The 25,437-nt window shown below is 57.9% G+C and carries 26 protein-coding genes; 10 read left to right on the top strand and 16 right to left on the bottom strand.

Features of this window, described 5'->3' with window-relative positions:
- The first annotated feature begins 49 nt into the window (after positions 1 to 49).
- The 4 genes from pepD to FOV68_RS05725 all read left to right on the top strand — a co-directional run bounded on the left by pepD (position 50) and on the right by FOV68_RS05725 (position 5,364).
- A complete protein-coding gene (gene pepD / locus FOV68_RS05740) occupies positions 50 to 1,507 on the top strand; it encodes a beta-Ala-His dipeptidase (protein ID WP_010671162.1) in 1,458 nt (485 codons plus the stop codon).
- 260 nt (positions 1,508 to 1,767) lie between these two features.
- Positions 1,768 to 3,273, top strand: a complete 1,506-nt coding sequence (locus tag FOV68_RS05735) for a sugar ABC transporter ATP-binding protein (RefSeq protein ID WP_031590384.1) — start codon at positions 1,768 to 1,770, stop codon at positions 3,271 to 3,273.
- Positions 3,270 to 4,271, top strand: a complete 1,002-nt coding sequence (locus tag FOV68_RS05730; RefSeq protein WP_143990482.1) for an ABC transporter permease — start codon at positions 3,270 to 3,272, stop codon at positions 4,269 to 4,271. Before FOV68_RS05735 ends, FOV68_RS05730 begins: the two co-directional genes overlap by 4 nt.
- Positions 4,272 to 4,296: 25 nt before the next feature.
- Entirely contained in the window at positions 4,297 to 5,364 is a 1,068-nt protein-coding gene (locus tag FOV68_RS05725; protein ID WP_137228412.1) for a sugar ABC transporter substrate-binding protein, read from the top strand.
- A gap of 36 nt (positions 5,365 to 5,400) precedes the next feature.
- Here FOV68_RS05725 and dinB read toward each other — a convergent pair whose 3' ends face one another.
- Entirely contained in the window at positions 5,401 to 6,456 is a 1,056-nt protein-coding gene (dinB, locus tag FOV68_RS05720) for a DNA polymerase IV (RefSeq protein WP_031590388.1), read from the bottom strand.
- A gap of 244 nt (positions 6,457 to 6,700) precedes the next feature.
- On the opposite strand from dinB, the gene dpaA reads away from it, so the two are divergent.
- A complete protein-coding gene (gene dpaA, locus FOV68_RS05715; protein WP_010255183.1) occupies positions 6,701 to 7,444 on the top strand; it encodes a peptidoglycan meso-diaminopimelic acid protein amidase in 744 nt (247 codons plus the stop codon).
- Here the strand turns inward: dpaA and FOV68_RS05710 are convergent.
- Together FOV68_RS05710 and lpcA are read right to left on the bottom strand one after the other, a co-directional pair.
- Positions 7,415 to 8,182: a class II glutamine amidotransferase gene (locus tag FOV68_RS05710; RefSeq protein ID WP_031590390.1), complete on the bottom strand. Its 768-nt coding sequence runs from the start codon at positions 8,180 to 8,182 to the stop codon at positions 7,415 to 7,417. The two genes, dpaA and FOV68_RS05710, sit on opposite strands and share 30 nt — an antisense overlap.
- A gap of 51 nt (positions 8,183 to 8,233) precedes the next feature.
- Positions 8,234 to 8,812, bottom strand: coding sequence for a D-sedoheptulose 7-phosphate isomerase (gene lpcA / locus FOV68_RS05705; RefSeq protein ID WP_010255178.1), 579 nt, complete (start codon positions 8,810 to 8,812; stop codon positions 8,234 to 8,236).
- A 253-nt stretch (positions 8,813 to 9,065) separates the two neighbouring features.
- On the opposite strand from lpcA, the gene fadE reads away from it, so the two are divergent.
- Together fadE and FOV68_RS23980 are read left to right on the top strand one after the other, a co-directional pair.
- The gene (fadE, locus tag FOV68_RS05700) at positions 9,066 to 11,516 is read left to right on the top strand and encodes an acyl-CoA dehydrogenase FadE (RefSeq protein ID WP_143990481.1); all 2,451 of its coding nucleotides are present in this window, start codon (positions 9,066 to 9,068) and stop codon (positions 11,514 to 11,516) included.
- Between the two features lie 167 nt (positions 11,517 to 11,683).
- Positions 11,684 to 11,869 carry a hypothetical protein gene (locus FOV68_RS23980; protein WP_039390743.1) on the top strand — a complete coding sequence of 62 codons (186 nt, stop codon included), beginning with the start codon at positions 11,684 to 11,686 and terminating at the stop codon, positions 11,867 to 11,869.
- 108 nt (positions 11,870 to 11,977) lie between these two features.
- Here FOV68_RS23980 and mtnK read toward each other — a convergent pair whose 3' ends face one another.
- Positions 11,978 to 13,177, bottom strand: coding sequence for an S-methyl-5-thioribose kinase (mtnK, locus tag FOV68_RS05690; RefSeq protein ID WP_031590393.1), 1,200 nt, complete (start codon positions 13,175 to 13,177; stop codon positions 11,978 to 11,980).
- Positions 13,178 to 13,299: 122 nt separating this feature from the next.
- On the opposite strand from mtnK, the gene mtnA reads away from it, so the two are divergent.
- Positions 13,300 to 14,322 (top strand): S-methyl-5-thioribose-1-phosphate isomerase, encoded by a 1,023-nt coding sequence (gene mtnA / locus FOV68_RS05685; RefSeq protein ID WP_115758903.1) that lies wholly within the window; start codon positions 13,300 to 13,302, stop codon positions 14,320 to 14,322.
- Between the two features lie 56 nt (positions 14,323 to 14,378).
- Here the strand turns inward: mtnA and FOV68_RS05680 are convergent, their stop codons facing one another.
- The 5 genes from FOV68_RS05680 to FOV68_RS23975 all read right to left on the bottom strand — a co-directional run bounded on the left by FOV68_RS05680 (position 14,379) and on the right by FOV68_RS23975 (position 17,575).
- Positions 14,379 to 14,921, bottom strand: coding sequence for an acireductone dioxygenase (locus FOV68_RS05680; RefSeq protein ID WP_010671156.1), 543 nt, complete (start codon positions 14,919 to 14,921; stop codon positions 14,379 to 14,381).
- 1 nt (position 14,922) lies between these two features.
- Positions 14,923 to 15,606 (bottom strand): acireductone synthase, encoded by a 684-nt coding sequence (gene mtnC, locus FOV68_RS05675; protein WP_039389545.1) that lies wholly within the window; start codon positions 15,604 to 15,606, stop codon positions 14,923 to 14,925.
- Positions 15,603 to 16,217, bottom strand: coding sequence for a methylthioribulose 1-phosphate dehydratase (locus tag FOV68_RS05670; RefSeq protein WP_010255165.1), 615 nt, complete (start codon positions 16,215 to 16,217; stop codon positions 15,603 to 15,605). The genes mtnC and FOV68_RS05670 overlap by 4 nt, the downstream gene beginning before the upstream one ends.
- 79 nt (positions 16,218 to 16,296) lie before the next feature.
- Positions 16,297 to 16,596 (bottom strand): colicin immunity domain-containing protein, encoded by a 300-nt coding sequence (locus FOV68_RS05665; protein ID WP_109654062.1) that lies wholly within the window; start codon positions 16,594 to 16,596, stop codon positions 16,297 to 16,299.
- Positions 16,586 to 17,575 (bottom strand): colicin D domain-containing protein, encoded by a 990-nt coding sequence (locus FOV68_RS23975; protein ID WP_186289720.1) that lies wholly within the window; start codon positions 17,573 to 17,575, stop codon positions 16,586 to 16,588. Before FOV68_RS23975 ends, FOV68_RS05665 begins: the two co-directional genes overlap by 11 nt.
- Positions 17,576 to 18,113: 538 nt before the next feature.
- On the opposite strand from FOV68_RS23975, the gene FOV68_RS05655 reads away from it, so the two are divergent.
- Both FOV68_RS05655 and FOV68_RS05650 read left to right on the top strand, forming a co-directional pair.
- A complete protein-coding gene (locus tag FOV68_RS05655; protein ID WP_045140745.1) occupies positions 18,114 to 19,274 on the top strand; it encodes a pyridoxal phosphate-dependent aminotransferase in 1,161 nt (386 codons plus the stop codon).
- Positions 19,262 to 20,029 carry an amidohydrolase gene (locus FOV68_RS05650; protein ID WP_010255163.1) on the top strand — a complete coding sequence of 256 codons (768 nt, stop codon included), beginning with the start codon at positions 19,262 to 19,264 and terminating at the stop codon, positions 20,027 to 20,029. The genes FOV68_RS05655 and FOV68_RS05650 overlap by 13 nt, the downstream gene beginning before the upstream one ends.
- Before the next feature lie 27 nt (positions 20,030 to 20,056).
- On the opposite strand, the gene uraH is transcribed toward FOV68_RS05650, so the two are convergent.
- From uraH to FOV68_RS05615, 7 genes are read right to left on the bottom strand one after another with little or no spacing between them, the layout of a single operon-like run.
- Positions 20,057 to 20,392, bottom strand: a complete 336-nt coding sequence (uraH, locus tag FOV68_RS05645; RefSeq protein WP_143990480.1) for a hydroxyisourate hydrolase — start codon at positions 20,390 to 20,392, stop codon at positions 20,057 to 20,059.
- Complete coding sequence (uraD, locus tag FOV68_RS05640; protein WP_143990479.1) at positions 20,389 to 20,883, bottom strand: 2-oxo-4-hydroxy-4-carboxy-5-ureidoimidazoline decarboxylase; 495 nt, start codon at positions 20,881 to 20,883, stop codon at positions 20,389 to 20,391. Before uraD ends, uraH begins: the two co-directional genes overlap by 4 nt.
- A gap of 2 nt (positions 20,884 to 20,885) precedes the next feature.
- Positions 20,886 to 22,139, bottom strand: a complete 1,254-nt coding sequence (gene hpxK / locus FOV68_RS05635) for an allantoate amidohydrolase (RefSeq protein ID WP_143990478.1) — start codon at positions 22,137 to 22,139, stop codon at positions 20,886 to 20,888.
- Positions 22,136 to 23,371 carry an alanine--glyoxylate aminotransferase family protein gene (locus tag FOV68_RS05630; protein ID WP_010671148.1) on the bottom strand — a complete coding sequence of 412 codons (1,236 nt, stop codon included), beginning with the start codon at positions 23,369 to 23,371 and terminating at the stop codon, positions 22,136 to 22,138. The genes hpxK and FOV68_RS05630 overlap by 4 nt, the downstream gene beginning before the upstream one ends.
- Positions 23,372 to 23,391: 20 nt before the next feature.
- Positions 23,392 to 24,123, bottom strand: coding sequence for an amino acid ABC transporter ATP-binding protein (locus tag FOV68_RS05625; RefSeq protein ID WP_010671147.1), 732 nt, complete (start codon positions 24,121 to 24,123; stop codon positions 23,392 to 23,394).
- Positions 24,104 to 24,760: an amino acid ABC transporter permease gene (locus tag FOV68_RS05620; protein ID WP_031590401.1), complete on the bottom strand. Its 657-nt coding sequence runs from the start codon at positions 24,758 to 24,760 to the stop codon at positions 24,104 to 24,106. Before FOV68_RS05620 ends, FOV68_RS05625 begins: the two co-directional genes overlap by 20 nt.
- Complete coding sequence (locus FOV68_RS05615; protein WP_010255155.1) at positions 24,760 to 25,428, bottom strand: amino acid ABC transporter permease; 669 nt, start codon at positions 25,426 to 25,428, stop codon at positions 24,760 to 24,762. The genes FOV68_RS05620 and FOV68_RS05615 overlap by 1 nt, the downstream gene beginning before the upstream one ends.
- Positions 25,429 to 25,437 lie beyond the last annotated feature (9 nt).

Raw genomic sequence — 25,437 nt, 5'->3', positions numbered from 1 at the left:
AAACTCGCGATGTCCGGCCTCGCCGGTACACTGACACAGGAGACCTGTCGTGTCTGAATTGTCTCAACTCTCTCCACAGCCGCTGTGGGATATTTTCGCTAAGATCTGCTCTATTCCCCATCCCTCTTTTCACGAAGAAGCGCTGGCGAGTTACATCGTCGGCTGGGCCAAAGAGCAAGGCTTCTGGTGTGAGCGCGATCAGGTCGGCAACATCCTGATTCGTAAGCCCGCCACCGCAGGCATGGAAAACCGTACCCCGGTTGCGCTGCAGGCGCATCTGGATATGGTGCCGCAGAAAAATAATGACACCGTTCATGACTTCACCAAAGATCCGATTCAGCCCTGGGTTGACGGCGAGTGGGTGAAAGCGCGCGGCACCACGCTGGGCGCGGACAACGGCATCGGTATGGCTTCTGCGCTGGCAGTGCTGGCTGACAACAGCCTGACGCATGGCCCGCTGGAAGTGCTGCTGACCATGACGGAAGAGACCGGTATGGATGGCGCATTCGGTCTGCAACCCAACTGGCTGCAGGCAGAAATCCTGATCAACACCGACTCCGAAGAAGAAGGTGAGATCTACATGGGCTGCGCGGGCGGTATCGACTTCGTCACCACCCTGCCACTGACCCGTGAAGCGGTGCCTGCTGAATTCCAGACCCTGAAGCTGACGCTGAAAGGCCTGCGAGGCGGTCACTCCGGTGCCGATATTCATATGGGCCTCGGCAACGCCAACAAACTGCTGGCGCGCTTCCTGGCGGCACACGCTGCTGAACTGGATCTGCGTCTGCTGGCCTTCAGCGGCGGTACGCTGCGCAACGCGATCCCGCGTGAAGCCTTCGCTACCGTGGCGGTCGAGAGCCACAAAGCAGATGCGCTGAAATCAGCTGCGGCGCACTTCCTGAGCGCCATCAAAAATGAGCACGGCATCAAAGAGCCGAACATCGCACTGGTCACTGAGCCGCTGGCGCATCAGGGTGATGCCCTGAACGCTGACAGCCGCGATCGCTTCCTGAACCTGCTCAACAGCATGCCAAACGGCGTGATCCGCAACTCCGACGTGGCGAAAGGCGTGGTAGAAACCTCACTGAATATTGGTGTGGTGACCATGGAAGCCGATCATGCAGAGATCAACTGCCTGATCCGTTCGCTGATCGACACCGGCCGCGATTATGTGGTGCAGATGCTGACCTCACTGGGCCAGCTGGCCGGTGCACAGACCAAAGCGAAAGGCGGCTACCCTGGCTGGCAGCCGGATGCGGACTCCGCCATCATGGCGCTGACCCGTCAGACCTATATCGCGCTGTTTGATAAGACTCCGAACATTCAGGTGATTCACGCCGGTCTGGAGTGTGGCCTGTTCAAGAAGCCTTATCCGGAGATGGATATGGTATCGATTGGGCCGACCATCACCGGGCCGCACTCGCCTGATGAGCAGGTTCACATCGAAAGCGTTGGCCTTTACTGGAAACTGCTGACAACCCTGCTGAATGTGGTACCAGAAAAGTAATTCTGTCACAAAAAAAGTAAACCAGGCTCCGGCCTGGTTTTTTTATGCCTGTGACTTTCCACCAGCATAATTCGCTGCCTTTTCCGCCCTTTACCCCGCTATTCCGCCGCTTTCCCGCGCTTCGCTGGTTGTAGCCGCCATTATGTCCAGATGTCTGGATGGCTAATAAGATTTCGTGCTAGCTTATGCGCTTTCGGCTGTTGCCGCGCCTGAAGGTTCAGGAAAAAATGCGGCCAGTGATTCTTCAGGAGAGTAATGACATGCCAGGGTTAAACTGCCTTGAGATGCGTAACATCTCCATCGCTTTTGGCGGGTTTGCCGCGCTATCGTCGGTGGATTTCCGCAGTGACGGCCATTCGGTACATGCACTGACCGGCGCTAACGGCGCGGGCAAGTCAACACTGATGGCGATCCTTTCCGGTGCGCACAGCCACTACAGCGGCGAGATCCTGCTGGATGGTGAGCCGGTCTCCATCCGTACGCCGCGTGATGCGAAACGGCTGGGTATCCATCTGGTTCAGCAGGAAGTGGACGTGGCGCTGGTGCCGCAGCTCAGCGTCGCGGAAAACATTCTGCTGGATCGGCTGGCAGAGCCTGGCCACCGCTATCGCTGGGGCGAGGTTCGGCGTCAGGCGCGGGCGCTGCTGGCTCAGCTCGACGTGGCGCTGGACGTCAACCGGCTGGTGGAGCGCTGCACCCTGGCTGAAAAGCAGCAAATTCTGCTGGCGCGCGCGCTGTCGCACCACTGCCGCTTTCTGATTCTGGATGAACCCACTGCCCCGCTGGATCAGCATGAAAGTGAGCGGCTGTTTGCTGTGGTGCGTCGCCTGCAGGCCAGCGGCATCGGCGTGGTGTTTATCTCTCACCGCATTCATGAACTGAAAGCAATCTGTGACCAGCTGACGGTGCTGCGTGATGGCCGGTTGATCGAAACCGGCCCGATGGCCGCACTGAGCGGTGAGCAGATCGTGGAGAAGATGCTGGGGCATCAGCTCACCGATATCTTCCCAGCACGCCGTGCGCAGCAGGCTCAGCCGCTGCTGCTGGCGATTGACGGTCTTCATGATGAGCAACTGCTGCAGGATATCTCGCTACGATTGCACAAAGGGGAAATTCTGGGCATTGCAGGCCTGGCCGGTGCCGGTAAAACCGAACTCTGTAAGGCGCTGTTTGGTGCCAGCAAAAGCCGCGTCAGTCGCGGTGAACTGCATGGCCAGCCGTGGCAGCCCCGTTCGCCGCATGACTCCGTCAGTCGCCGCATGGCGCTGGTGCCGGAGGAGCGGCGTAAAGAGGGGATCTTTATTGATGAGTCGGTGGCAATGAACCTCAGCGTCAGTGCAGACGACAGCTTTTCGCGCTGGAGCCTGTTTGGTCATCGCCAGGCGTGGCGCTGGGCGGAGCAGGTTATCCAGCAGTTGCAGGTGCGCACCACCGGTCCGGCACAGACGCTGCGCCGTCTCTCCGGCGGCAACCAGCAAAAGGTGGCGATTGGCAAATGGCTGCGCAACAACGCCGACGTGCTGATTTTCGATGAGCCGACGAAAGGCGTCGATATCAAAGCCAAAACCGAGCTGTTCACCCTGATCGACAACCTGGCGCGCGAGGGGAAAGGCATCATCTACGCGTCGGGTGAGTTTTCTGAACTGGTCGGTTTATGCGACCGGATTTGCGTGCTCTGGGATGGACGCATTGTGGCCGAGCTGGCTGCACGCGACGTTACCGAAGAGACGCTTTTGCTCTATTCCACCGGAGGAACCCCTGCGTGAGCAGCAAAGAAACCAGCCTGAATCTGACAGCCTCGCCGTGGCGTCACCAGTTGTTCGACTTTCTCTATAAATGGGGCATGTTGCTCACGGTGGTGATCCTGATCGCCGCCTTTGGTCTCGCCTCCGACAGCTTCCTTGAACCCAACAACATCATCAATATTCTGCGCTCAATTGCCATTGTCACGGTGATTGCGATCGGCGTCTCGATCTCGCTGACCGTTGGCGGCTTTGATCTGTCGGTCGGATCGACCGCCTCGCTGGCCAATGCGCTGGTGATTTCACTGTTTGTCTGGTATGGCTTCGGCACTACCACCGCCATCCTGCTCACCCTGGCGCTCTGCACCCTGGTCGGGCTGTTTAACGCCTTTCTGATTGTGATCCTGCGCATCCCCGACATGCTGGCAACGCTGGCGACACTGTTTGTGATTCAGGGTGTGGCGATGACCTACAGCTTTGGCGGATCGATCACCGAGAATATGGTGCTGCCGAGCGGTGATATGGCGGAAGGCACCATTCCGGCGGCGTTTGGCCTGCTCGGCCAGGTGCCCACCATCGTCATCATTATGCTGGTCGTCACCGTCGCCGCGCAGCTGGCGCTCTCACTGACTAAACATGGTCGCCGGATGTATGCGCTGGGCGGCAATCCGGAAGCGGCACGCCTCTCCGGCATCCGCACCACCCGCTATCGGGTGCTGGCTTATGTGATCGCCTCACTGCTGGCCGGTCTGGGCGGCATTCTGCTCGCCTCGCGTATCGGCTCCTCGCAGGTGAATGCCGGTAGCGGCTACCTGATGGACGCCGTCGCGGCGGCGTGGATTGGCTTATCACTGGCGGGATCCGGCAAGCCGAATGCGCTGGGCACGCTGGTCGGCGCGGTGATCCTCGGCGTGCTGCAGAACGGTCTGGTGATGCTCTCTGTTCCCTATTACGCCATGGACATTATTAAAGGGCTGGTGCTGGCTTTAGCACTGGCGATCACCTATATCCAGCGCCGCTGAGGCGCGTTTACCGGAGTTGATAACAATGCAAAAAATAACACTCTCGCTGCTGGCCCTGAGCCTGCTGAACGCCAGCATGGCCTTCGCGGATACCGTCACGCCGGTGCCTGCGGCTATCGCCAGTCATGATGGCCCGATCCGTATTGCGGTGATCCGCAATCTCGGCTCCGATGACAACACCACCCAGTTTGTTGCCGGTGCCATTCAGCAGGGTCGCCAGCTTGGCTTCAAGGTCAGCACCTTCCTCAGCAATGGCGACGATGCGCGCTTCCAGGATTTCGTGAATCAGGCGATCAGCCAGAAATATGACGGCATCGTGCTGTCGCACGGTAAAGCGCCCTACGCCAGCGGACTGGTGAAGCGCATTGCCGATGCAGGCATTAAGCTGTCGGTGTTTGATACGCCGGTGGATAGCCCGATTCCGGGCGTCACCGTCACCGCGCAGGATGACGCTTCACTGGCGCAGTTGTCGCTGGGCCAGCTCATCCATGATTTCAACGGCAAGGCGAACATCGTCAAGCTATGGGTTGCCGGTTTCCCGCCGATGGAACGCCGTCAGGTGGTGTATGAAAAACTGCTGAAAGAGAATCCGGGCATTCATCAGCTTGAGTCGATTGGTGCGGTTTCAACTGACGTTCAGGGCGACACCGCCAATAAAATTGGCGCGATTCTGGCGAAATACCCGAAAGGCAAAATCGACGCCATCTGGGGCGCCTGGGATGCCTTCAGCCAGGGCGCTTACAAAGCGCTGCAGGAGAATGGCCGTACCGAGATCAAGCTCTATAGCATTGATGTCTCGAACCAGGATTTGCAGCTGATGCGCGAGAAAAACAGCCCGTGGGTACAGACGGTGGCGGTCGATCCTAAAACCATTGGCGCGGTGAACATGCGTCTGGTGGCGAAGAAAATTGCCGGTGAAGAGACGCCCGCGACTTACCAGTTTAAAGCCGCATCAATCTCTCAGCAGCAGCTTAACAGCCAGCCTGGCGCGGTGAACGTCGCGTCGCTGAACAAGATTATTCCGGGCTGGGGCGCTAACGAGGATTTCGTTGCACCGTGGTTTGCGACTCTGGCGGCGAAATATAAGAAGTAATCGGATGTCAGCCTTACCGGTCGGTGAGGTTGACGGTTACAGACCCAGCAGTAGCTGACGCTCCAGCTGGGGATCCACCATAGTCACATGTAATCCCACCAGCCGCACGCCGCGCCCGGCACGACGCTCATCCCAGGTTTTACGGGCGATGGCAATCATGTCCTCTTTGTTCAGCACCGGCCAGATATGCTCCTGGGTCGTCTGCTGAAAATCACTGAACTTCAGTTTGACGCCCTGACGCGCCACCTGCTTGTCAGGTCGGATCTGCGTCAGCCGGCGATCCAGTTCGGCGTAGAGAAAATCGATAATTTCCAGGCAGGCATCCCAGTCGCTGATATCTTCCGCCAGCGTTCGTTCAACCCCCAGCGATTTACGCTCGCGCTCAACGATCACGCTGCGGTCATCAATGCCATTGCTGCGCTCCCACAGCACCCGGCCAAACTTACCAAAGCGCTTTAACAGCAGCGCTAAGTCCGCCTTCTGCACGTCGCCACAGGTCACCAGCCCCATCTCTTCCAGCTTTTTGGCCGAGACCTTGCCGACGCCAGGGATCTTCGCCAGCGGCAGGGTCAGCAGAAAACCGGACATCTCCGGCGGGGTAATCACGAACTGCCCGTCCGGCTTATTCAGGTCAGAGGCGATCTTCGCCAGGAATTTAATCGGGGCGATGCCCGCTGAGGCGGTAAGCCCGGTTTCACGGTAGATGGTGGCGCGGATCGCCTGCGCCATCAGCGTGGCAGAGCCGTGACAGTGGGGACTGTCGGTGACGTCCAGATAAGCTTCATCGAGGGAGAGCGGTTCAATCAGCGGCGTGTAGCGGGTAAAGATGTCGCGGATCTGCGCGGAGGCTTCTTTATAGGCGTCGAAGCGTCCTGGCAGCAGACGCAGATGCGGGCATAACTTGAGGGCCATGCCGGTTGGCATCGCGCTGCGCACGCCAAATTTGCGCGCCGGATAGTTGGCGGTACTGATCACGCCGCGACGCTCGCGGCTGCCACCAATGGCGATCGGGATGTCGCGCAGTTGGGGATTATCACGCATCTCCACCGCGGCATAGAAGCAGTCCATATCGACATGAATGATTTTACGCATACCCCCTCCGGCACTGGATAAGTATACAGTTGGCAGGGGTAACTGCAATATTTGTCGCGTTGACGATTAAAGTTTACAAATTTCTGGCCGAATATCCTTCAGTAAATCGCGAATTTGGCTGACGCCGTCTTGCTAAAAAAACAGACAATGTTTAATGTTGCGCTGCGGTAGCGGACAGTTCCGATAATGCAAACAGAGACGCACATTTTGCGTCATGTTCTCTTCACCTCAAGGTACACACAGCATGGGCAAAATCGCACTCCTGTTTGCGATGATTTTACTGCCAGCCCTCAGCATGGCAATGACACCCGAACCCGTCTCAACGGCACCGGTCAGCAAAGAATTAAAGAAGCAGTTACTTGGCACCCCGGTCTATATCCAGATCTTCAAGGAAGAACGCACGCTCGAACTCTACGGCAAAATCGGTAACGAATACCGCCTGCTGGACACCTACCGCATCTGTAACTTTTCTGGCGGCCTCGGCCCGAAACGTCGTGAAGGCGATTTCAAAAGCCCGGAAGGTTTTTACAACGTGAAGCTGAATCAGCTGAAGCCGGATAGCCGGTTTTATCGCGCGATCAACATCGGCTTTCCGAATCAGTACGATCGTAATCAGGGCTACAGCGGCAATTACCTGATGATTCATGGCGACTGTAAGTCGATTGGCTGCTATGCCATGACTAACGCCTATATGGATGAGATTTTTACCTATGTGAATGCCGCGCTGCGTAACGGCCAGCAGGATATCAGCATCAGCATCTATCCATTCCGCATGACCGACAGCAATATGCAGCGTCACCGCTACTCCACCTATGCCAGTTTCTGGCAGCAGCTGCAGCCGGGATACGCTTACTTTGCTAAATATCACCAGCCGCCGATGGTCAATGTCGCCAGCGGTAAATATGTGATGAACAGCAGCCCGGCACCGGTTTTAGCCAGTCCCGAAGCCGCTTCACGTTCATTCCTGGCGCTCTCCAAGGCAGAATAACGCCCATTCACCTGGCACGATCCGCTGCCAGGTTTCATTGGCCGTCAGTGGCTGCGTAGCAATCACCGTCACCACGTCATGCGGCGTGGTGTGCTGCTGAAAATCGACCTCCACATCCTGATCCAGTAACTGCGCCCGGCCAAACGGTGCGCGGCGGGTGATCCAGTAAAGATTGGTGGAGCAAAAGGCCATCAGATAACGGCCGTCTGACAGCAGCATGTTAAACACGCCCTTCTGCCGCAACGTGCCGGCAAGCTCCCCGATAAAACGGAACACCGCAGGCCAGTTGCCTGGCGTGCGCGGATAGCGCGTCGCCAGCTGATGCAGGATCCAGCAGAACGCCTTCTCGCTGTCCGTTTCGCCTACCGGCCGGAATGTGCCGGTCTCCAGATGCCGATAGCCCCTGAGCTGCCCGTTGTGCGCATAAGTCCAGTTACGGCCCCACAACTCGCGGGTAAACGGGTGGGTATTCTCCAGCGACACCTGCCCGCGATTCGCCTGGCGGATGTGCGCCACCACCGAATGCGATTTGATCGGATACTCCTGCACCAGACGCGCAATCGGCGAGTTAAAGCTCGGCAGCGGATCTTTAAACGTACGACAACCTTTATCTTCGTAGAAGGTAATGCCCCAGCCATCTTTGTGAGGCCCGGTTCCACCGCCACGCTGAACCAGACCGGTAAAGCTGAAACAGATATCCGTGGGAACATTGGCGCTCATCCCGAGCAATTCGCACATAGCCACCACCTTAGAGTAAGCGGCCTCCCGTCAGGCGGAAGGCCAGCGCAGTTACTTCACCATCTCTTTTTCGATCAGCAGCATCAGGATGTGGATCACTTTAATGTGGATTTCCTGGATGCGATCGGCATAACCAAAGTGTGGCACCCGGATTTCAATGTCGGCACTGCCTGCCATCTTACCGCCATCTTTACCGGTCAGGGTGATCACTTTCATCCCCTGCGCACGGGCAGCTTCAATCGCTTTAATGATATTGGCAGAGTTACCGGAAGTTGAGAGGCCCAGCAGCACATCGCCCGGGCGTCCTACCGCTTCCACATAGCGTGAAAAGACATAGTCATAACCAAAATCATTACTGACGCAGGAGAGATGGCTGACATCAGAGATGGCAATCGCCGGATAGCCAGGACGATTTTCGCGGTAGCGACCGGTCAGCTCTTCAGCGAAATGCATCGCATCGCAATGTGAACCACCGTTACCGCAGGAAAGCACCTTGCCGCCCGCCTTAAAGCTGTCAGCCAGCAGCACCGCAGCACGCTGGATCGCATGGATATTGGCCTCGTCGCTGAGGAATTTATTCAGCGTATCAGCAGCTTCATTAAGCTCAGAGCGGATAATGTCCTGGTACATAGGGATGTCCTTTTTTAGAAGAGGTTAATCGCAGCAAGTTTAACGGAATGGCCGGTCAGCGCAAAGCGCCATGCCACGGCTGGCCAGGCAGTGGCGGCGATTATCGCTGCAGCGGGTGATGCAAAAATGGACAGAAATCGGTTTTTGTGAGGCAGGTTGTAATTGCGATGTAAACAAATTGATAAATCAACCTAACTGCTCTAAACCTCTCTACATAACAGGTCAGACCTCTTACTACTTGGAGCGGTTCATTATGATGGTTGTTTCGATACTTGCCACGGTGGCGCTGATTGGCGCCCTGTTCTATCACCGCCTGTCGTTGCGGCTCAGCAGCGCGATTCTGCTGCTGTGGACTGCTGCGATGGCTGTTGCTCACCTCTGGACGCCATGGTTACTGTTGCCGCTGGCGATTATCCTGCTGCCGTTCAACCTGCCGTCACTGCGCCGCAGCCTGTTTTCAAAGCCGATGTTTCAGCGCTTCCAGCAGGTGATGCCGCCGATGTCGCGCACCGAGAAAGAAGCGATTGATGCGGGCACCACCTGGTGGGAAGGCGATCTGTTTCAGGGCAAACCAGACTGGCAGAAGCTGCACAACTATCCGCAGCCGCGCCTGACCGCCGACGAGCAGGCTTTTCTCAATGGTCCGGTTGAAGAAGCGTGCCGCATGGCCAACGATTTCCAGATCACCCATGAGCTGGCCGATATGCCGCCGGAACTCTGGGCTTATCTGAAAGAGCATCGTTTCTTCGCGATGATTATCAAAAAAGAGTATGGCGGACTCGATTTCTCCGCCTATGCGCAGGCCTGCGTGCTGCAAAAACTGTCGGGCGTCTCCGGGATTCTGGCGATTACCGTGGGCGTGCCTAACTCATTAGGTCCGGGCGAACTGCTGCAGCACTACGGCACTGAAGAGCAGAAAAATCACTATTTACCCCGGCTGGCACGCGGCGATGAGATCCCCTGCTTTGCGCTGACCAGTCCGGAAGCGGGCTCAGATGCCGGAGCCATCCCCGATACCGGCGTGGTCTGCATGGGCGAGTGGCAGGGTCAGCAGGTGCTGGGCATGCGGCTGACCTGGAACAAGCGCTATATTACGCTGGCGCCGATCGCCACCGTGCTGGGGCTGGCATTTAAACTCTCCGACCCGGATCATCTGCTCAGCGATAACGAGAATCCTGGCATTACCTGTGCGCTGATCCCGACCAACACGCCCGGCGTGGAGATTGGTCATCGCCACTTCCCGCTTAACGTGCCGTTCCAGAACGGACCGACACGCGGCAACAATATCTTTGTGCCGATTGACTATATTATCGGCGGCCCACAAATGGCCGGTCAGGGCTGGCGGATGCTGGTGGAGTGTCTGTCTGTAGGTCGCGGCATTACGCTGCCATCGAACTCAACCGGCAGCCTGAAAAGTGTGGCGCTGGCGACAGGCGCCTATGCCCATATCCGTCGTCAGTTCCGCGTCTCAATCGGTAAGATGGAAGGGATTGAAGAGCCGCTGGCGCGCATTGCCGGCAACGCCTACGTGATGGATGCGGCGGCCACGCTGATTACGGCCGGTATTATGCAGGGTGAAAAACCGGCAGTGCTGTCGGCGATTGTGAAGTATCACTGCACCCATCGCGGTCAGCGCGCCATTATCGACGCCATGGATATTGCCGGCGGTAAAGGCATTATGCTGGGTAACAGTAACTTTCTGGCCCGCGCCTATCAGGGTGCGCCCATCGCTATCACGGTGGAAGGCGCTAATATTCTGACCCGCAGCATGATTATCTTCGGACAGGGTGCGATTCGCTGCCATCCTTATGTACTGCAGGAGATGGCGGCGGCAGCCAGCAACGATGTTAACGCGTTTGATCAGGCGCTGTTCAGCCACATCGGCCATGTTGGCAGCAGCACCATGCGCAGCCTGTGGCTGGGCTTAACCGCCGGACGCACCAGCGCCACCCCGACCCGCGATGGCACCCGCCGTTACTATCAGCATCTGAACCGCATCAGTGCCAACCTGGCGTTGCTCTCTGATGTGTCGATGGCGGTGCTGGGCGGCAGCCTGAAACGTCGTGAGCGTATTTCGGCGCGTCTGGGCGATGTGCTGAGCCAGCTCTATCTCGCTTCGGCGACGCTGAAACGCTATGACGATGAAGGCCGCAACGAAGCCGATCTGCCGCTGGTGCACTGGGGCGTGCAGGATGCGCTGCATCAGGCGGAAGTCGCGATGGACGATCTGCTGCGTAACTTCCCGAACCGTCTGGTCGCGGGCGCATTGCGGATGACTATTTTTGCAGGCGGTCATCACTGCCCTGCTCCGTCTGACCGTCTGGACCATCAGCTGGCAAAACTGCTGCAACAGCCGTCAGCTACCCGCAGTCGTCTGGGCCGTGGCATGTACCTGACGCCCAGCGAGCACAACCCTGCCGGTCAGCTGGAACAGGCATTGCAGGATGTGATGGTGGCAGAAGTCATCCATGACAGACTGTGCAAACAGACGAAGCAGCACCTCTCCTTTACCCGACTGGATGCGCTGGCGAAGCGTGCGCTGGAGCAGGGCTGGATTGATGCTAAAGAGGCTGAAGTGTTGCAGCGTGCTGAGGCCAGTCGTCTGCGTTCGATTAACGTCGATGAGTTTGAGCCGGATGCGCTGGCAGTGCCGGTGCCAGAGAAAGCCCCTCAGGCTGCGTCGCGGGCGAGTGAGGCGGCATAGGCTTAGCGTTGCTCTGCAGCACCCGCTCAGGGGAAATCTGACCGCAATAATTAAGCCCAAAGCGCAGGGAATAGGGTCAGAAGAGGAAAGCCGACATCACGTCGTAATGCTGAACAGTTAAGATTAGATTTGTAAAGGCTGTCACGGTCAAACGTGGCAGCTTTTTTTTGGCAAGCGAGCCGCATGCGGGCCAGCGCACCTCTGCTGCTGCCGGGCAGGCTGGTGGCGATCAGGAGCAGGCAATCCGCAGCGCTGAACAGAATGAGTCTGCCAGGAGAGCCCGCAGGACGCGGGCGAAAGGCGGGGCGGCACAGGATGTGCCATCCCCGACGGTCCGTCAGGCAGGCGAATGAAGTGAAGGAACCGCGCAGCGGCGCGAGGACCGCCAGCCCCTGCCCGGCACCAGACTGCGTTATCACCTGTCGCTTAACTGACTGGCATCAAACATCACCTCGGCTTTTTTATCCTGCCTGACGGATGCGGGCAATCAGCGCATCCGCGTCTTCTACATGATCGGCTGCCAGAATCAGCGTGCGTCCCAGATTAATTGCATTACGGATGCAGTCGGTACGCATCGCCGGATCGGCAATCAGCTTCATATCCGCCACGTGTGACATCCCCACCGTGCGGCGAATCAGTTCGGTGCCGCAGTAACCGATGGTATCTGCCCATACTTTACGCAGAAACGCCTCAGCATAGCCTGGATAAGCCAGTGCCTCATCGCGGGTTTTCTCTGCCGCCAGTGCCAGAAAGCCCGCGGCAAAGGTAGTCCAGATCGTATGCACATCGCTGAGGCGCTGCTCACGTGCATCGGCGGCCTCACGCGGTGGCAGCAGACCCGGCAGGCCGCAGTAGTTAATCAGCAGGTTGCCAATGGCGGTGCCGACATCAAAACCGATGGGACCAAAATAGCCAAACTCCGCATCAATCGCTTTCAGGCTGCCATCAGCAACGAAAATCGATCCGCTGTGAATATCACCATGCAACAGCGCTTCAGCGTGGGCAAAGAAACGATGCTTGAGACCGCCCACCGCAATGCGCAGTGCATCGTCATTACGCAGGCTGGCGACCAGCGGTTCAAGCGCTTCGGGATAGCTATTGCGCTCATGGTCGGTATAGGGATCGTTAAAGAAAAGATCTTCGGTGATTTCACACATTTCCGGATTAATGAAACGCGCTACTTCCGCTTTTTTCTGGTGCGGATGCAGGATGAAATCGGAGGTATGAAACAGGGTTTGTGCCAGATAGTCGCCTAACTGCTGAGCCGCTTCCGGGTAATAAGCGCCCTTCACCAGCTCGCCGCGCCAGATACGATGAGTGGAGAGATCTTCCATTACCATCACCGCCAGCTCCGCATCGTAATGGGTGATCTTCACCGTGTGCTGCGGACAATATTTGTAATGTTCGACCAGGGTCTGCGCTTCCAGCCGCGCCCGATCCAGCGTCAGCGGCCACGACTCACCCACACAGCGCACATAGGGCAGCGCCTGCTTGACCACTACCCGGCTGTTGCCCTGATCGTCATAAATTTTAAACACCAGGTTGAGGTTGCCATCACCAATCTCTTCTGCGCTGCTCAGCGCGGCAGGATTGTCCACGCCGCCAAATTGTCGGGCATATTCCACAGCATCAGCAGCAGTAAAGGTACGGTATTGCGACATTGCCTGTTCCTCATCAATCGAAGGGGGATAACCTGGGTGTAATAAGCCGTTCAGACGTCTATACATCCGTTCAGCATGTTGGCACAATAGGTATCATTAACGCAACATGGATTTCACCCACAATGCAGACACTTCAAACCACCAGCTTACAGGTTCGTGACAATCAGCTCTGGATTCTGGATCAGCAGGCACTGCCGCAGCAAAAGAACTGGCTGCCCGCGCACAGCGTGCCCCAGCTGATTGAACATATTCATGCGCTGCGGGTGCGCGGTGCGCCGCTGATCGGCCTTTCCGCCTCGCTGCTGCTGGCGTTGCTGGCAGAACAGGGGCAGACGCGCGCTGAACTGGCGCAGGCGCTGGAGACCCTGCGCGCCGCCCGCCCTACCGCTGTCAATCTGATGAACAATCTGGACCGGATGAAACTGGCGCTGGCGCAGCCGGACTTTGCCCCCGCACTGGCAGAGGAAGCCTGGCGGCTGGTGCAGGAAGATAAGCAGCTGTGTGACGCCATCGCTGACGCGGGTTGTACGCGGGTGAAACCCGGCAGCCAGCTGCTGACCCACTGCAATACCGGCGGACTGGCCACCGCCGGTGTGGGCACCGCCCTTGGCGTGATTGCCCGCGCCCATCAGCAGGGGCTGATTAAGAATGTCTGGGTTGATGAAACCCGTCCGCTGTTACAGGGCGGCCGGTTAACCGCCTGGGAGCTGGGCGAGCTGGCGATTCCTTACACCCTGATTACCGATTCCATGGCCGCCAGCCTGATGGCCCGTGGAGAGGTCGATGCCGTATGGGTAGGCGCTGACCGCATTGCCGCCAACGGCGATGTGGCGAATAAAATCGGCACCTACAGCCTGGCGGTGCTGGCCCATTATCATCAGATTCCGTTTTACGTGGCGGCCCCGCATACCACGCTGGATCGCAGCTGTCCGGACGGCACAGCGATTCCTATTGAGCAGCGCGCCGCCAGTGAAGTAACGGGCGTTGCCGGCAGTTTTGGCAGCGTGCAGTGGGCGCCGGAAGCGGCGAAGGTCTTTAACCCGGCGTTTGATGTCACGCCCGCCACCCTGATCAGCGGCTGGGTACTGGACACCGGGGTAGTCACGCCTGACCAGGTACAGAGTGGCATTTTCCAGCCACAATAGCGGTCTGCAAGGCGTTTGCCGCTCACGGCAAACGTCTTGCCAAAACGACGGGCGGTTTACGCCAGACGCGGATAGGCATCCGCAATCTTATCGCCGGTAAAGTTCGCTACCCAGCCTTCCTGATTATCGAAAATACGGATAGCCGTGAAGTGCGGTGACGATCCCATATCAAACCAGTGTGGTGTTCCCGCAGGTACCGAGATCAGATCGTTTTTTTCGCAGAGGATCTGCAGGATTTCGCCATCCAGGTGCAGACAGAAGAGTCCGGCCCCCTCAACAAAGAAACGCACCTCATCTTCGCCGTGCGTATGTTCAGAGAGGAACTTCTCGCGCAGCACGGTTTTCTGCGGATTATCGGCGCGCATGCTGATCACATCCCAGCTCTGATAGCCCTTCTCTGCCACCAGCCGATCGATCGCATGCTGATAGGCGTTGATCACCGTTTCGGGATCCGGATTTTCACCCAGATCGCGATCGGCTTCCCAGCGCTCAAAACGGACTCCTTTGGTGCTCAGGCGTTCACGAATTTCTTCCGCGTCGGTGCTGTGCCACACCGGCTGGCTGGCTTCGCGGTCGGTAAAAATAGTCAGTGCGCTCATCCTAAATCGACTCCGGGTTAATCTGGGAAAAATCTGTCACCTGACGATGGCGGCTCTCGGCGTCCGCATCGCCACGCAGTAGTTGCAGCGTCTGCCAGCCCGCCTCAGCGGCGGCATCCAGCTCCTGATGAATATCGGAGAGAAACAGCAGCTGCTCCGCTGGCTGACCAATTTCAGCGGCGATAGCGCGATAGGCTGCGACTTCGCGTTTGGCACCTACGTGCGTATCAAAATAGCCGCTGAAGAGGTCAGTAATATCACCTTCGTCGCTGTAGCCAAATAACAATTTCTGCGCCGCAACCGAGCCGGAGGAATATACATACAGTTCAATGCCCTGCGCCTTCCAGCGGCTCAGTGCAGGCAGGACGTCGGGATAGAGATGACCGGTAAAACTGCCGTTAAGATAGCCATCGCGCCAGATCATGCCCTGCAGCGCTTTCAGGCCGGTTGATTTGCGATCCTGGTCCATAAACCCCAGCAGAATCTCTGTCACCGCGGCCAGATCAGCCTGCGGCTGTCCAGCCTCCTCTCGCACCGATTGCAGCGCTGCGGCGACGTCAGGCTGATGCGCATTTTCACGCAGGAAGCTCGCCAGATGCTGACGGGCGTAGGGAAACAGGATGTTATGTACAAAACGGATATCGCTGGTGGTGCCTTCGATATCCGTAACAATGGCGCGAATCATGCTCTCTCCAGCAGGCGACGTTGACGTTCACATTCAAATAAAAATTCCAGACCTTCCAGATGACGGCGTGCTTCGCTGACATCCCGGCCCCAGCAGGTTAAGCCGTGACCGCGCAGCAGAAAGCCGTAACGCAGCGGAAAGCGGGCAGCGTAATCTTCAATTTCTGACGCCAGCGCCGCAATGTCCTGGCTGTTGTCGAACACAGGAATGGCCAGCGTATCCAGATGGGTGTGCTGGCCACTTAACGATTTTTGCATCTCATAGCCGTGCAGCAGCAGCGCCGCACCCTGCTCTACCCGCGACAGCACCGTCGCATTCACGGTGTGGGTATGCAGCACCGCGCCCGCCTCGGGAAAGAGTCGATAGATCATTGTGTGCAGACCCGTTTCTGCCGACGGCTTACGGCCAGAGAGCGACTGGCTGGTAGCAATATCGACCTCGATAAAGTCATCCCGCGTCAGCGTGCCTTTATCTTTGCCCGATTCACTCAGCAGGCAGACATGTTCATCGCGGCGCACAGACATATTTCCGCCGGTGGCCGGTGCCCAGCCTTTCGCGCCAATCCAGTGACAGGCGGCGACCAGCTGATCTAATGGAAGACTCTGCGACATAAAAGTTCCTTGCGGTGAAATAGGATTCCGGGTGGCTCAGATAACGGTCAGGGATGTGATGTTCAGTTCACTCAGGCCATCAAGCCAGGAGTGACTCTTCCCAGGTTTTTCTTAAATTCACGACGTAATCAAACAGACCCTGAGCATCTAAGTCATCTTCGTCAATCAGGTCAGGATTAGAGCAATAAGCATCAACAGCTGAGAATACCGAGTCAAAATAACGTTGTGTATCTTTGTTTTGTTTATCCGCTGTATCAGCAGCTCTGTGTTCACGCCATGCGTTCAGGTATTTTTCCTCAAACTCTGGCGCCGACACAGCACCTGAAACAAACGAATCGATTAGGGCTAACATATCTGCTTCGCTTTGATCAGTAGACATTACCTTCACCTTTCAGATCGGAAATTTGAGTTTCGGATAACTTCCATCCAGAGATGAAATTACCATCAGGTTTAGTCATTACATCAATTTTAGTTTCAGGATTGTAGTAGTGGTTAACATCCTGATTCCATCGGTATTTACCGGCGATTTGTTGTGTCAGTGGATCATCTATATGCGCTTTGAGTGCCTGTTCATATGACTTCAACCCTTCGGCATCTGGAGTGCCCGACAGGTTGAAATCCACAGCGTGCTTGAATTTCTTCTGTAGCTGTCTGGTTTCAAAATTAACAAATTCTGATGGAGGTGGCTTAGGTACTTTTGATAACGCAGACAGCTTTTCTAATTCGCTTACCGTTCCCGGATTACCCATTGCAAGACCTGCCGCTACAGAGGCGCCGGTAATGAGCAGACCTTTGTTATCCATGACCTGATCGAAACCGGCTGGAGCATCGCCGCCGAGCTGTCCGGCGGTCTTTCTAAATCCCTCGATATTGCCGTTATAAATTCCGCCAGCAGCCAACAGCCGGCCCGCGGCTTTGCTGTTGATGGTTTTTGCTGACTGAGCGTGTTGCACCGGTGCAGCAGGACGGACGTGATATACCGGGCGTTTCAGTTGCCGGGATATGAGGTGATTGAGCCGGGTTCGAAGTAACAGTGGCAGGTTATCGAGAAGGCCGCCAGATGTTGTCAGAACGCCAGAGATGGCATAGCCGGTGATATTTTGTCTCAGCAGAACGAGCACCCCGGATTTGATGTCGTCCAGCGTGTCACGATATGCCACCCAGGGACGTTGCCAGTGGAACTTGTGATACCGGCTGACAAAAAGGGTATAGCCCTGCGGCAAATTCCACTCGTGGATGATGCGGTTTGGCAACGCAGTATTTGCAAGATCTCGTGCCGCCGTTTCCGGATGGATAATGTGGGGAATGTCCTCAAGGTAGATGTCATCCAGTGACTTTGCCTGACTGTAATGAAGCATAATGTCCCTTTTACGCTGCCGTTATGTTCCCAATGATCAGGCATTCCTGACAACAGGCGAAGAAGCCCTGATATCCCCGTGTTGGATACACCAGCAGACGGAGAGTGGAGCGACCAGCATCAGGCTGTACTGTTGTTGTCAGAATTTTGTGGGTCTGGTGCCTGGCTGCTGAGCCATACTCTCCGGGTCCTGCCAGATGATCCGCATCTCAGCAAGGCAGCAAGTGCGCGCATCCCCGGGAGCTGACACTCGTCAGTGACCGGGGTAAGTAAGTGCAGCCAACGCCGCTGACGCCCGTAGCATGACGCTTGTAAATGCTAAATGATCCGCATCTCAGCAAGGCAGCAAGTGCGCGCATCCCCGGGAGCTGACACTCGTCAGTGACCGGGGTAAGCAAACGAAGCTAACGAAGCTGAGGTGTGGAGCATGACGCATTTAGCCATCTAAGCGTCTTGATTGCCAAATACTACCATCCTGTTTATAGTGGCACAAACACCGGGTGACACCGCATCAATCTTCGCGCTTAAGGCATGACATCATGACGCAGCACAACCTGATCCCCGAGAGTAAACTCCCTTTGCTCGGCACCACCATTTTCAGCCAGATGAGTGCGCTGGCGCAGCAGCATAACGCTATCAATCTCTCTCAGGGCTTTCCTGATTTTAGCGGCCCGGACTATCTGCAGCAGCGGCTGGCGTATCACGTCAGCCAGGGCGCGAACCAGTATGCGCCGATGACCGGTGCGCTGCCGTTACGTGAGGCGATAGCAGAGAAAACCGCGCGGCTTTATGACTATCGTCCTGATGTCGAAACGGAGATTACGGTGACGGCGGGCGCAACCGAAGCGCTTTATGCGGCGATTACCGCGCTGGTGCGGCCGGGCGATGAGGTGATCTGCTTTGATCCCAGCTACGACAGCTATGCGCCTGCGGTAGAGTTGTCGGGCGGCGTGATGAAACGCATTACGCTGCAGCCGCCCGCTTTCCGGGTGGACTGGCAGGCGTTTGCTGCGCTGCTGAGTGATAAAACCCGGCTGGTGATCCTGAATACGCCGCACAATCCTTCCGCCACCGTCTGGCAGCAGCAGGATTTCGCCGCGCTGTGGCAGGCGATTGCTGCGCGGCCGGTCTATGTGCTGAGCGACGAAGTCTATGAGCACATCTGCTTTGATCAGGCGGGCCACGCCAGCGTGCTGGCACATCCCGAACTGCGCCAGCGTGCCATCGCGGTGTCATCATTTGGTAAGACCTTCCATATGACCGGCTGGAAAGTGGGCTACTGCATTGCCCCTGCCGCGATCAGCGCGGAACTGCGCAAGGTGCATCAGTATCTGACCTTCTCCGTGAATACGCCGGCGCAGCTGGCGATTGCCGATATGCTGCGTGAGCATCCGGAGCACTATCTTGAGCTGCCAGCGTTTTATCGCGACCGTCGCGATCGGCTGGCAACGGCGCTAAGCAGCAGCCGCTTTAAGGTACTCCCCTGCGAAGGTACCTACTTTTTGCTGGTCGATTACAGCGCCATCTCCGATCTGGATGATGTCAGTTTCTGCCAGTGGCTGACCCGCGAAGTGGGCGTTGCCGCGATCCCTCTGTCGGTGTTCTGCGCCGATCCCTTTCCTCATAAACTGATCCGCCTCTGTTTTGCCAAACAGCCGGCGACATTAGATGCCGCCGCGGAGCGCTTATGTCAGCTTTAAAAATCACGTTACTGCAGGAGACGCTGAGCTGGATGGATGGCGAGGCCAACCTGCGCCATTTTGACGAGCAGCTGGATGGACTCAACGGGCGCGATCTGATTTTACTGCCAGAGATGTTTACCACCGGCTTTGCAATGGAAGCGGCGAAAAGCTCGCTGCCACAGGCGCAGGTGGTGGAGTGGCTGCATCAGCATGCCCGTCGCAACGATGCCCTGGTCGGCGGCAGTGCGGCGATTCAGACCGAACACGGCGCGGTAAACCGCTTCCTGCTGGTGGAGCCGGACGGCACGCTGCATCAGTATGACAAGCGCCACCTGTTCCGCATGGCGGACGAGCATCACCACTATCTGCCAGGCGAACAGCGTCAGGTGTTTGAGTGGCGCGGCTGGCGCATCCTGCCGCAAATCTGTTACGACCTGCGTTTCCCGGTCTTCTCGCGCAACCGCAACGATTACGATCTGGCGCTCTATGTCGCCAACTGGCCTGCACCGCGTGCACTGCACTGGCAGGCGCTGCTGCTGGCGCGGGCGATTGAAAATCAGGCTTATGTGGCAGGCTGTAACCGCGTCGGCAGTGATGGCAATCAGCATGAATACAGCGGCGACAGCCAGATTATTTCACCGCAGGGCGAGATCCTCAGCGCGGCTGAGCCGCATCAGCGCGCCAGGCTGGACGCAGAGCTGTCGCTGGACGCACTGAATGCTTATCGCGAGCGCTTCCCGGCCTGGCAGGATGCGGATCGCTTTTCGCTGTGAATTCAGGGCGGGCAGTCAGCCCGCCCATTAACTGCCGCGATAGGTTGACCACGACCAGGGCGAAATCAGAAACGGCAGATGAAAATGACTGCCCGCTTCGGCAATCATAAAATCGATCTGCGCGCTGACGTAGAGTGCATCCCGACCAGCGGCGGCAAAATAGTCGCCGATTTCTGCCGTTAAACGGTAGTGGCCCGGCGTCAGCGGCTCGGGCGTGAGATCTCTCAGACGCCCGTCGCTGTCGGTTTCACCCTGTGAAATCGGAAACCACCCTTCCGGGCTGTTCTGCTCAAGTGAAATCGCTACACCGCTGGCCGGTTTGCCCAGCGAAGTGTCCAGAATATGGGTGGTAACAGTACTCATTGAATCGTCTCCTTCAGGCGTAACAGGGTAATTTCACGCAGCTGATCCAGCGCCTCCTGCTGCTCGGCAGGATCGCTATTCTGCAACCGACGCTGCAACTCTGCCAGCATCTGCTCGCCGCTGCGCCCTTTAGCGCGAATCAGAAACACCCGGCCAAAACGGGCTTCATACGCCTGATTCCCCTGCTGCATCGCCTGCTGCAAAGCGCTGTCGGCCTGCTGCATCGCAAACTGCTCTCCGCGTGAAAGTGCCGCTTCTTTATCCGCGCCGTTCGCGCGTTCGCCAATGCGCGGATGCGCCGACAGTGCTGCCTCCAGCTCAGGCTGCTGCCACTGGCGGGCCAGTGCATCGGCGGTTGCCCGTAGCGCATCCAGGGTGTCAAAAGGCCGGGCCACTACCAGCGACTGCTGCCAGTGCGGGATGGCGACACAATGCCGGATGGCCGCCTTCGCCTCATCAGCCGACAGCTGATTAAATGCGGCTAATTCCATGTTCAGCTCCGTTCAGCAATCAGCGAGACCGCCTGTAAATAAGCCTGCAGTGCAGGCGCCACATCAGCCACCGCGACGGACTCCGCCGGATGGTGGCTGATACCGCGATGGTTACGCACAAATAACATGCCGACCGGCCAGCGTTCAGCGATAGCGATGGCGTCGTGCCCGGCGCCGCTCGGCAGTGACAGGCTGCGACCCTGCACCGTTTCCACCGCATGACTCAGCGCCTGCTGCAGCGCGGAGTCACAGGCGGTGGCACCGATGCGATAATATTCGTTCGACTCAAAGCGGAGTCCACGCCGCAGCGCAATCGCCTCCGCCTGGGTTAACAGGCTGGAGAGCAGTGTCTCCAGCGGGTTGTCCAGCGGACCGCGCACGTCCAGCGACAGCGATACCTCGCCAGGGATTACATTTACCGCCCCCGGCGCACAGTTAATCGTACCGACGGTGGCGACCAGTTGTGGGTCCTGCTCACGAGTAGTCTGCTCGATAAATACCATCCACTCGGCAGCGGCAGCCAGCGCATCTTTGCGGTGGGTCATCGGCACCGTGCCCGCGTGGCCCGCTTCTCCGGTGAAACGGCAGTTGAGGCGGCGCGCACCGTTGATGGCCGTGACCACACCGAGCGCCAGATCCTCCTGCTCCAGGCAGGGGCCCTGCTCGATGTGCAGTTCAAGATAACCGACGATATCCTCAACCCGCCGCACCGCAGATGCGATCTTGTCGCTGTCGAGCCCGACATCCGCCATCGACTGCGCCACGGTAATGCCGTTACCGTCAGGATGCGTCACCCAGCTTTGCGGCCAGCTGCCGGTAATACCACGGCTGCCGAGCAGCGTAATACCAAAACGGGTGCCCTCTTCGTCGCCAAAGCCAATAACTTCAATCGCCAGCGGTAAGCGGCGCTGATGTTCGTTAAGCCACTGCACGGTTTCAATCGCGCTGAGCACGCCCAGCATGCCGTCATAGCGACCGGCGTTGCGCACCGTGTCGAGATGCGAGCCAAGCAGTAACGCGGGTGCACCCGTTTCTGCCGCCTCGTAGCGCCCACAGATATTGCCGACCTCATCCTGCCACACCTGCATCCCCGCCGCCTGCATCCACTCACCGACACAGGCGTTGGCGCGCAGATGTTCGGGTGAGAGGTAGACGCGGGTCAGCCCCTCGGCTGTTTCGCTGATCGCTGCCAGCGCATCGCAGCGCGCCATAACGCGCTGTGCAGCGGCCAGGGCTTCGCTGGCGCTCATCATCATGCGTGGCTCCCGTAGTGATCCCAGGCGGCCTGCGCGGCGGCACCCTGCGGCGTGCGATAGCCGACATAGGTCAGCACCGTTTCCAGCGCGGAAAGAGTCTGCATCACGCAATCTTTGCGCGCGTTATAACCCATGGTGCCGATGCGCCACACCTTGCCATGCAGCGGGCCAAACGAGGTGCCAATCTCAATGCCGAAATCTTCCAGCATCAGTTTGCGTACCTGATCGCCGTTTACGCCGGACGGGATCATCACGCCCAGCACATTGTTCATTTTGTGTTTCAGGTCGCCGAAGGTTTCCAGCCCCATCCCCTGAATGCCTTTCAGCAATGCTTCACCGTGCAGTTTGTGACGGGCGATGCCGTTGTCCAGCCCCTCCTGCAGGATCAGACGGGCGCACTCGCGCGCGCCAAACAGCGCGCTGGTCGCTTCGGTATGGTGGTTGAGCCGCTCCGGCCCCCAGTAATCCATGATCATGCCGAGATCAAAATAGTTGGAGTAGATCATCTCCTCTTCGCCATCCTGATGCGCCTCGGTGCGGATCCCCTGCTCTACGCATTTGCGTTTGCGGATCACCGCTTCCATCTCTGCACTCAGCGTGATCGGCGAGGTGCCCGATGGACCACCCAGGCATTTCTGCATCCCCGCGGATACGGCATCGAGTCCCCAGGCGTCCGTTTCCAGCGCGTTACCCGCCAGCGACGCGGTGGCATCGGTGTAGAACAGCACGCCATACTGTTTGCAGATCGCTCCCAGCTGCTCAAGCGGCTGCAGCATGGTGGTTGAGGTATCGCCCTGCACGGTCAGCAGCAGGCGCGGCCGCACTTTTTTGATCGCATCTTCAATCTGGTCGGGAGTAAAGACTTCGCCCCACGGCACTTCAATGGTGTGCACTTCCGCCCGACAGCGGCGGGCAATTTCGCACAGCAGATGACCAAAGCGGCCAAACACCGGTACCAGCACTTTGTCGCCAGGCCGGATCGATGACAGCAGAATCGATTCGATACCGGCGCGAGAGGTGCCGTCAATCAGCAACGTCCAGCGGTTCTCTGTGCGAAACACGCCGCGATAGAGCGCCATCACTTCATTCATGTAGTGGGTCATCGCAGGATCGTACTGCCCCAGCAACTGACTCGACATGGCGCGCAGCACGCGTGGATCGGCGTTGATCGGTCCTGGCCCCATCAACAGACGCTGTGGCGGGTTAAGTTGCGGGTAGTGATTAATATCCATCGTAATTTCCTTTTTCAGAATCAGAGGCGAACCGAAGAGATAAACTGCTTCAGCTCCGGTGACTGCGGCTGAGCAAACAGCGTCTTACTGTCGCCCTGCTCCCAGACGCGCCCCTGATGCATAAAGACCACACGATCGCCCACGTCGCGGGCGAAGCTCATTTCATGCGTGACGAGGATCAGCGTCATTCCTTCTGACGCCAACTGCTCCAGAACTTTGAGCACTTCGCCCACCAGCTCGGGATCGAGCGCGGAGGTGATCTCATCACAGAGTAAAACTTTCGGCGTCATCGCCAGTGCACGGGCGATCGCCACGCGCTGCTGCTGACCGCCGGAGAGGCTGGCAGGATAGTAGTTGAGACGCTCGCCCAGCCCGACCTTCTCCAGCATCTGCGCCGCCAGCGCCCGGCACTCGGCCTCGCTTTTTTTCAGCACCCGGCGCGGCGCCAGCATCACGTTCTCCAGTGCCGTCATGTGCGGGAACAGGTTGAAGCTCTGAAATACCATCCCGACCGAGCGGCTGATTTCACGCGCCTGCGAGTCGCGATCGGTAATCGTCATACCGCCGAGCTTGATGCTGCCCTCCTGATAGCCTTCCAGCCCGTTCATGCAGCGCAGCAGCGTGCTTTTACCCGATCCGCTGCGACCGATGATTGAGATCACCTCGCCCATGTCGATATCCAGATCCACGCCTTTCAACACATGGTTGTCGCCGTAATATTTTTGCACCTGATTAATGGTGATGAGCGGCATTGAATTTTTTCTCCAGATACTGGCTGTAGCGAGACAGCGGATAACACATCAGGAAGTAGCCCAGCGCCACCAGCCCAAAGACTTTAAACGGCTGATAGGTCACGTTGTTCAGAATGGTGCCCGCTTTGGTCAGCTCGATAAAACCGATAATTGACGCCAGCGCGGTGCCCTTGATCACCTGGACAGCAAACCCCACCGTCGGCGCGATACCGATGCGGATCGCCTGCGGCGCAACCACCCGCCACAGCGTCTGACCAAAGGTCAGGCCGAGACAGCGCGACGCTTCCCACTGGCCTTTTGGCAGGGCACGGATGCTGCCGTACCAGATATCGACCAGAAAGGCGCTGGTGTAGAAGGTCAGCGCCAGCGAGGCCGCCGTCCACGGCGCAACATCAATGCCGAACAGGCCGACGCCGAAAAACGCTAGGAACAGCTGCATCAGCAGCGGTGTGCCCTGAAACAGCGCGGTGTAACCGCGTACCAGCCGCGTTAACCATTTGCGTTGCAGCAGGCGCATAAACAGCAGCGGCAGCGTCACCAGCGTGCCGCCGACAAAGGCCACCAGCGACAGCAACAGGGTCCAGCGTGCCGCCAGCAGCAGGTTGCGCAGGATGTCCCAGTCGGTAAAGGTCGTCATCATGATGGCTGCACTCCAAACCATTTACGGCCAATCGCCAGCAGCAGATGGCGCATCGCAATCGACAACGCCAGGTAGATCAGCGTGGTCACCAGATAGACCTCAAAACTTAAGAAGGTGCGCGACTGGATCAGGTTGGCGGCGAAGGTCAGCTCCTCATAGGAGACCTGCGACACCACCGACGACCCCAGCATCACGATGATGCACTGACTCACCAGGGCCGGGTAAATACGCTGCAGTGCGGGCGGCAAGACCACCCGCAGAAACGTCTGGCTGCGGGTTAATCCCAGCACCCGTCCCGCTTCCCACTGCCCTTTGGGTGTCACCTGTATTCCGGCACGAATGATCTCGGTGCTATACGCTCCGAGGTTGATCAGCATCGCCAGCAGCGCCGCCTCGCCAGCAGTGAGTTTCAGCCCCAGCGCAGGCAGACCGAAAACGATAAAGAACAGTTGCACCACAAACGGCGTATTGCGGATCAGCTCGACATAGATGCCCCACAGGCGGCTCATCCAGCTGGGTCTGCCACTGCGCAGCGCGGCGCCCGCAATGCCCAGCGCCACACCACCGGTGGTCGCCAGCACCGTCAGCTGAATGGTGACCCAAAGACCGGAGAGCAGCTCCGGCCAATAGGGCCACAGGGCGGGAAAGTTAAGTTGCCCGGTCATGAATCTTTC

This window comes from Pantoea sp. paga (genome assembly GCF_007558755.1).
Taxonomy (GTDB): domain Bacteria; phylum Pseudomonadota; class Gammaproteobacteria; order Enterobacterales; family Enterobacteriaceae; genus Pantoea; species Pantoea agglomerans.
This window is presented reverse-complemented; position numbering and strand designations above follow the sequence as displayed.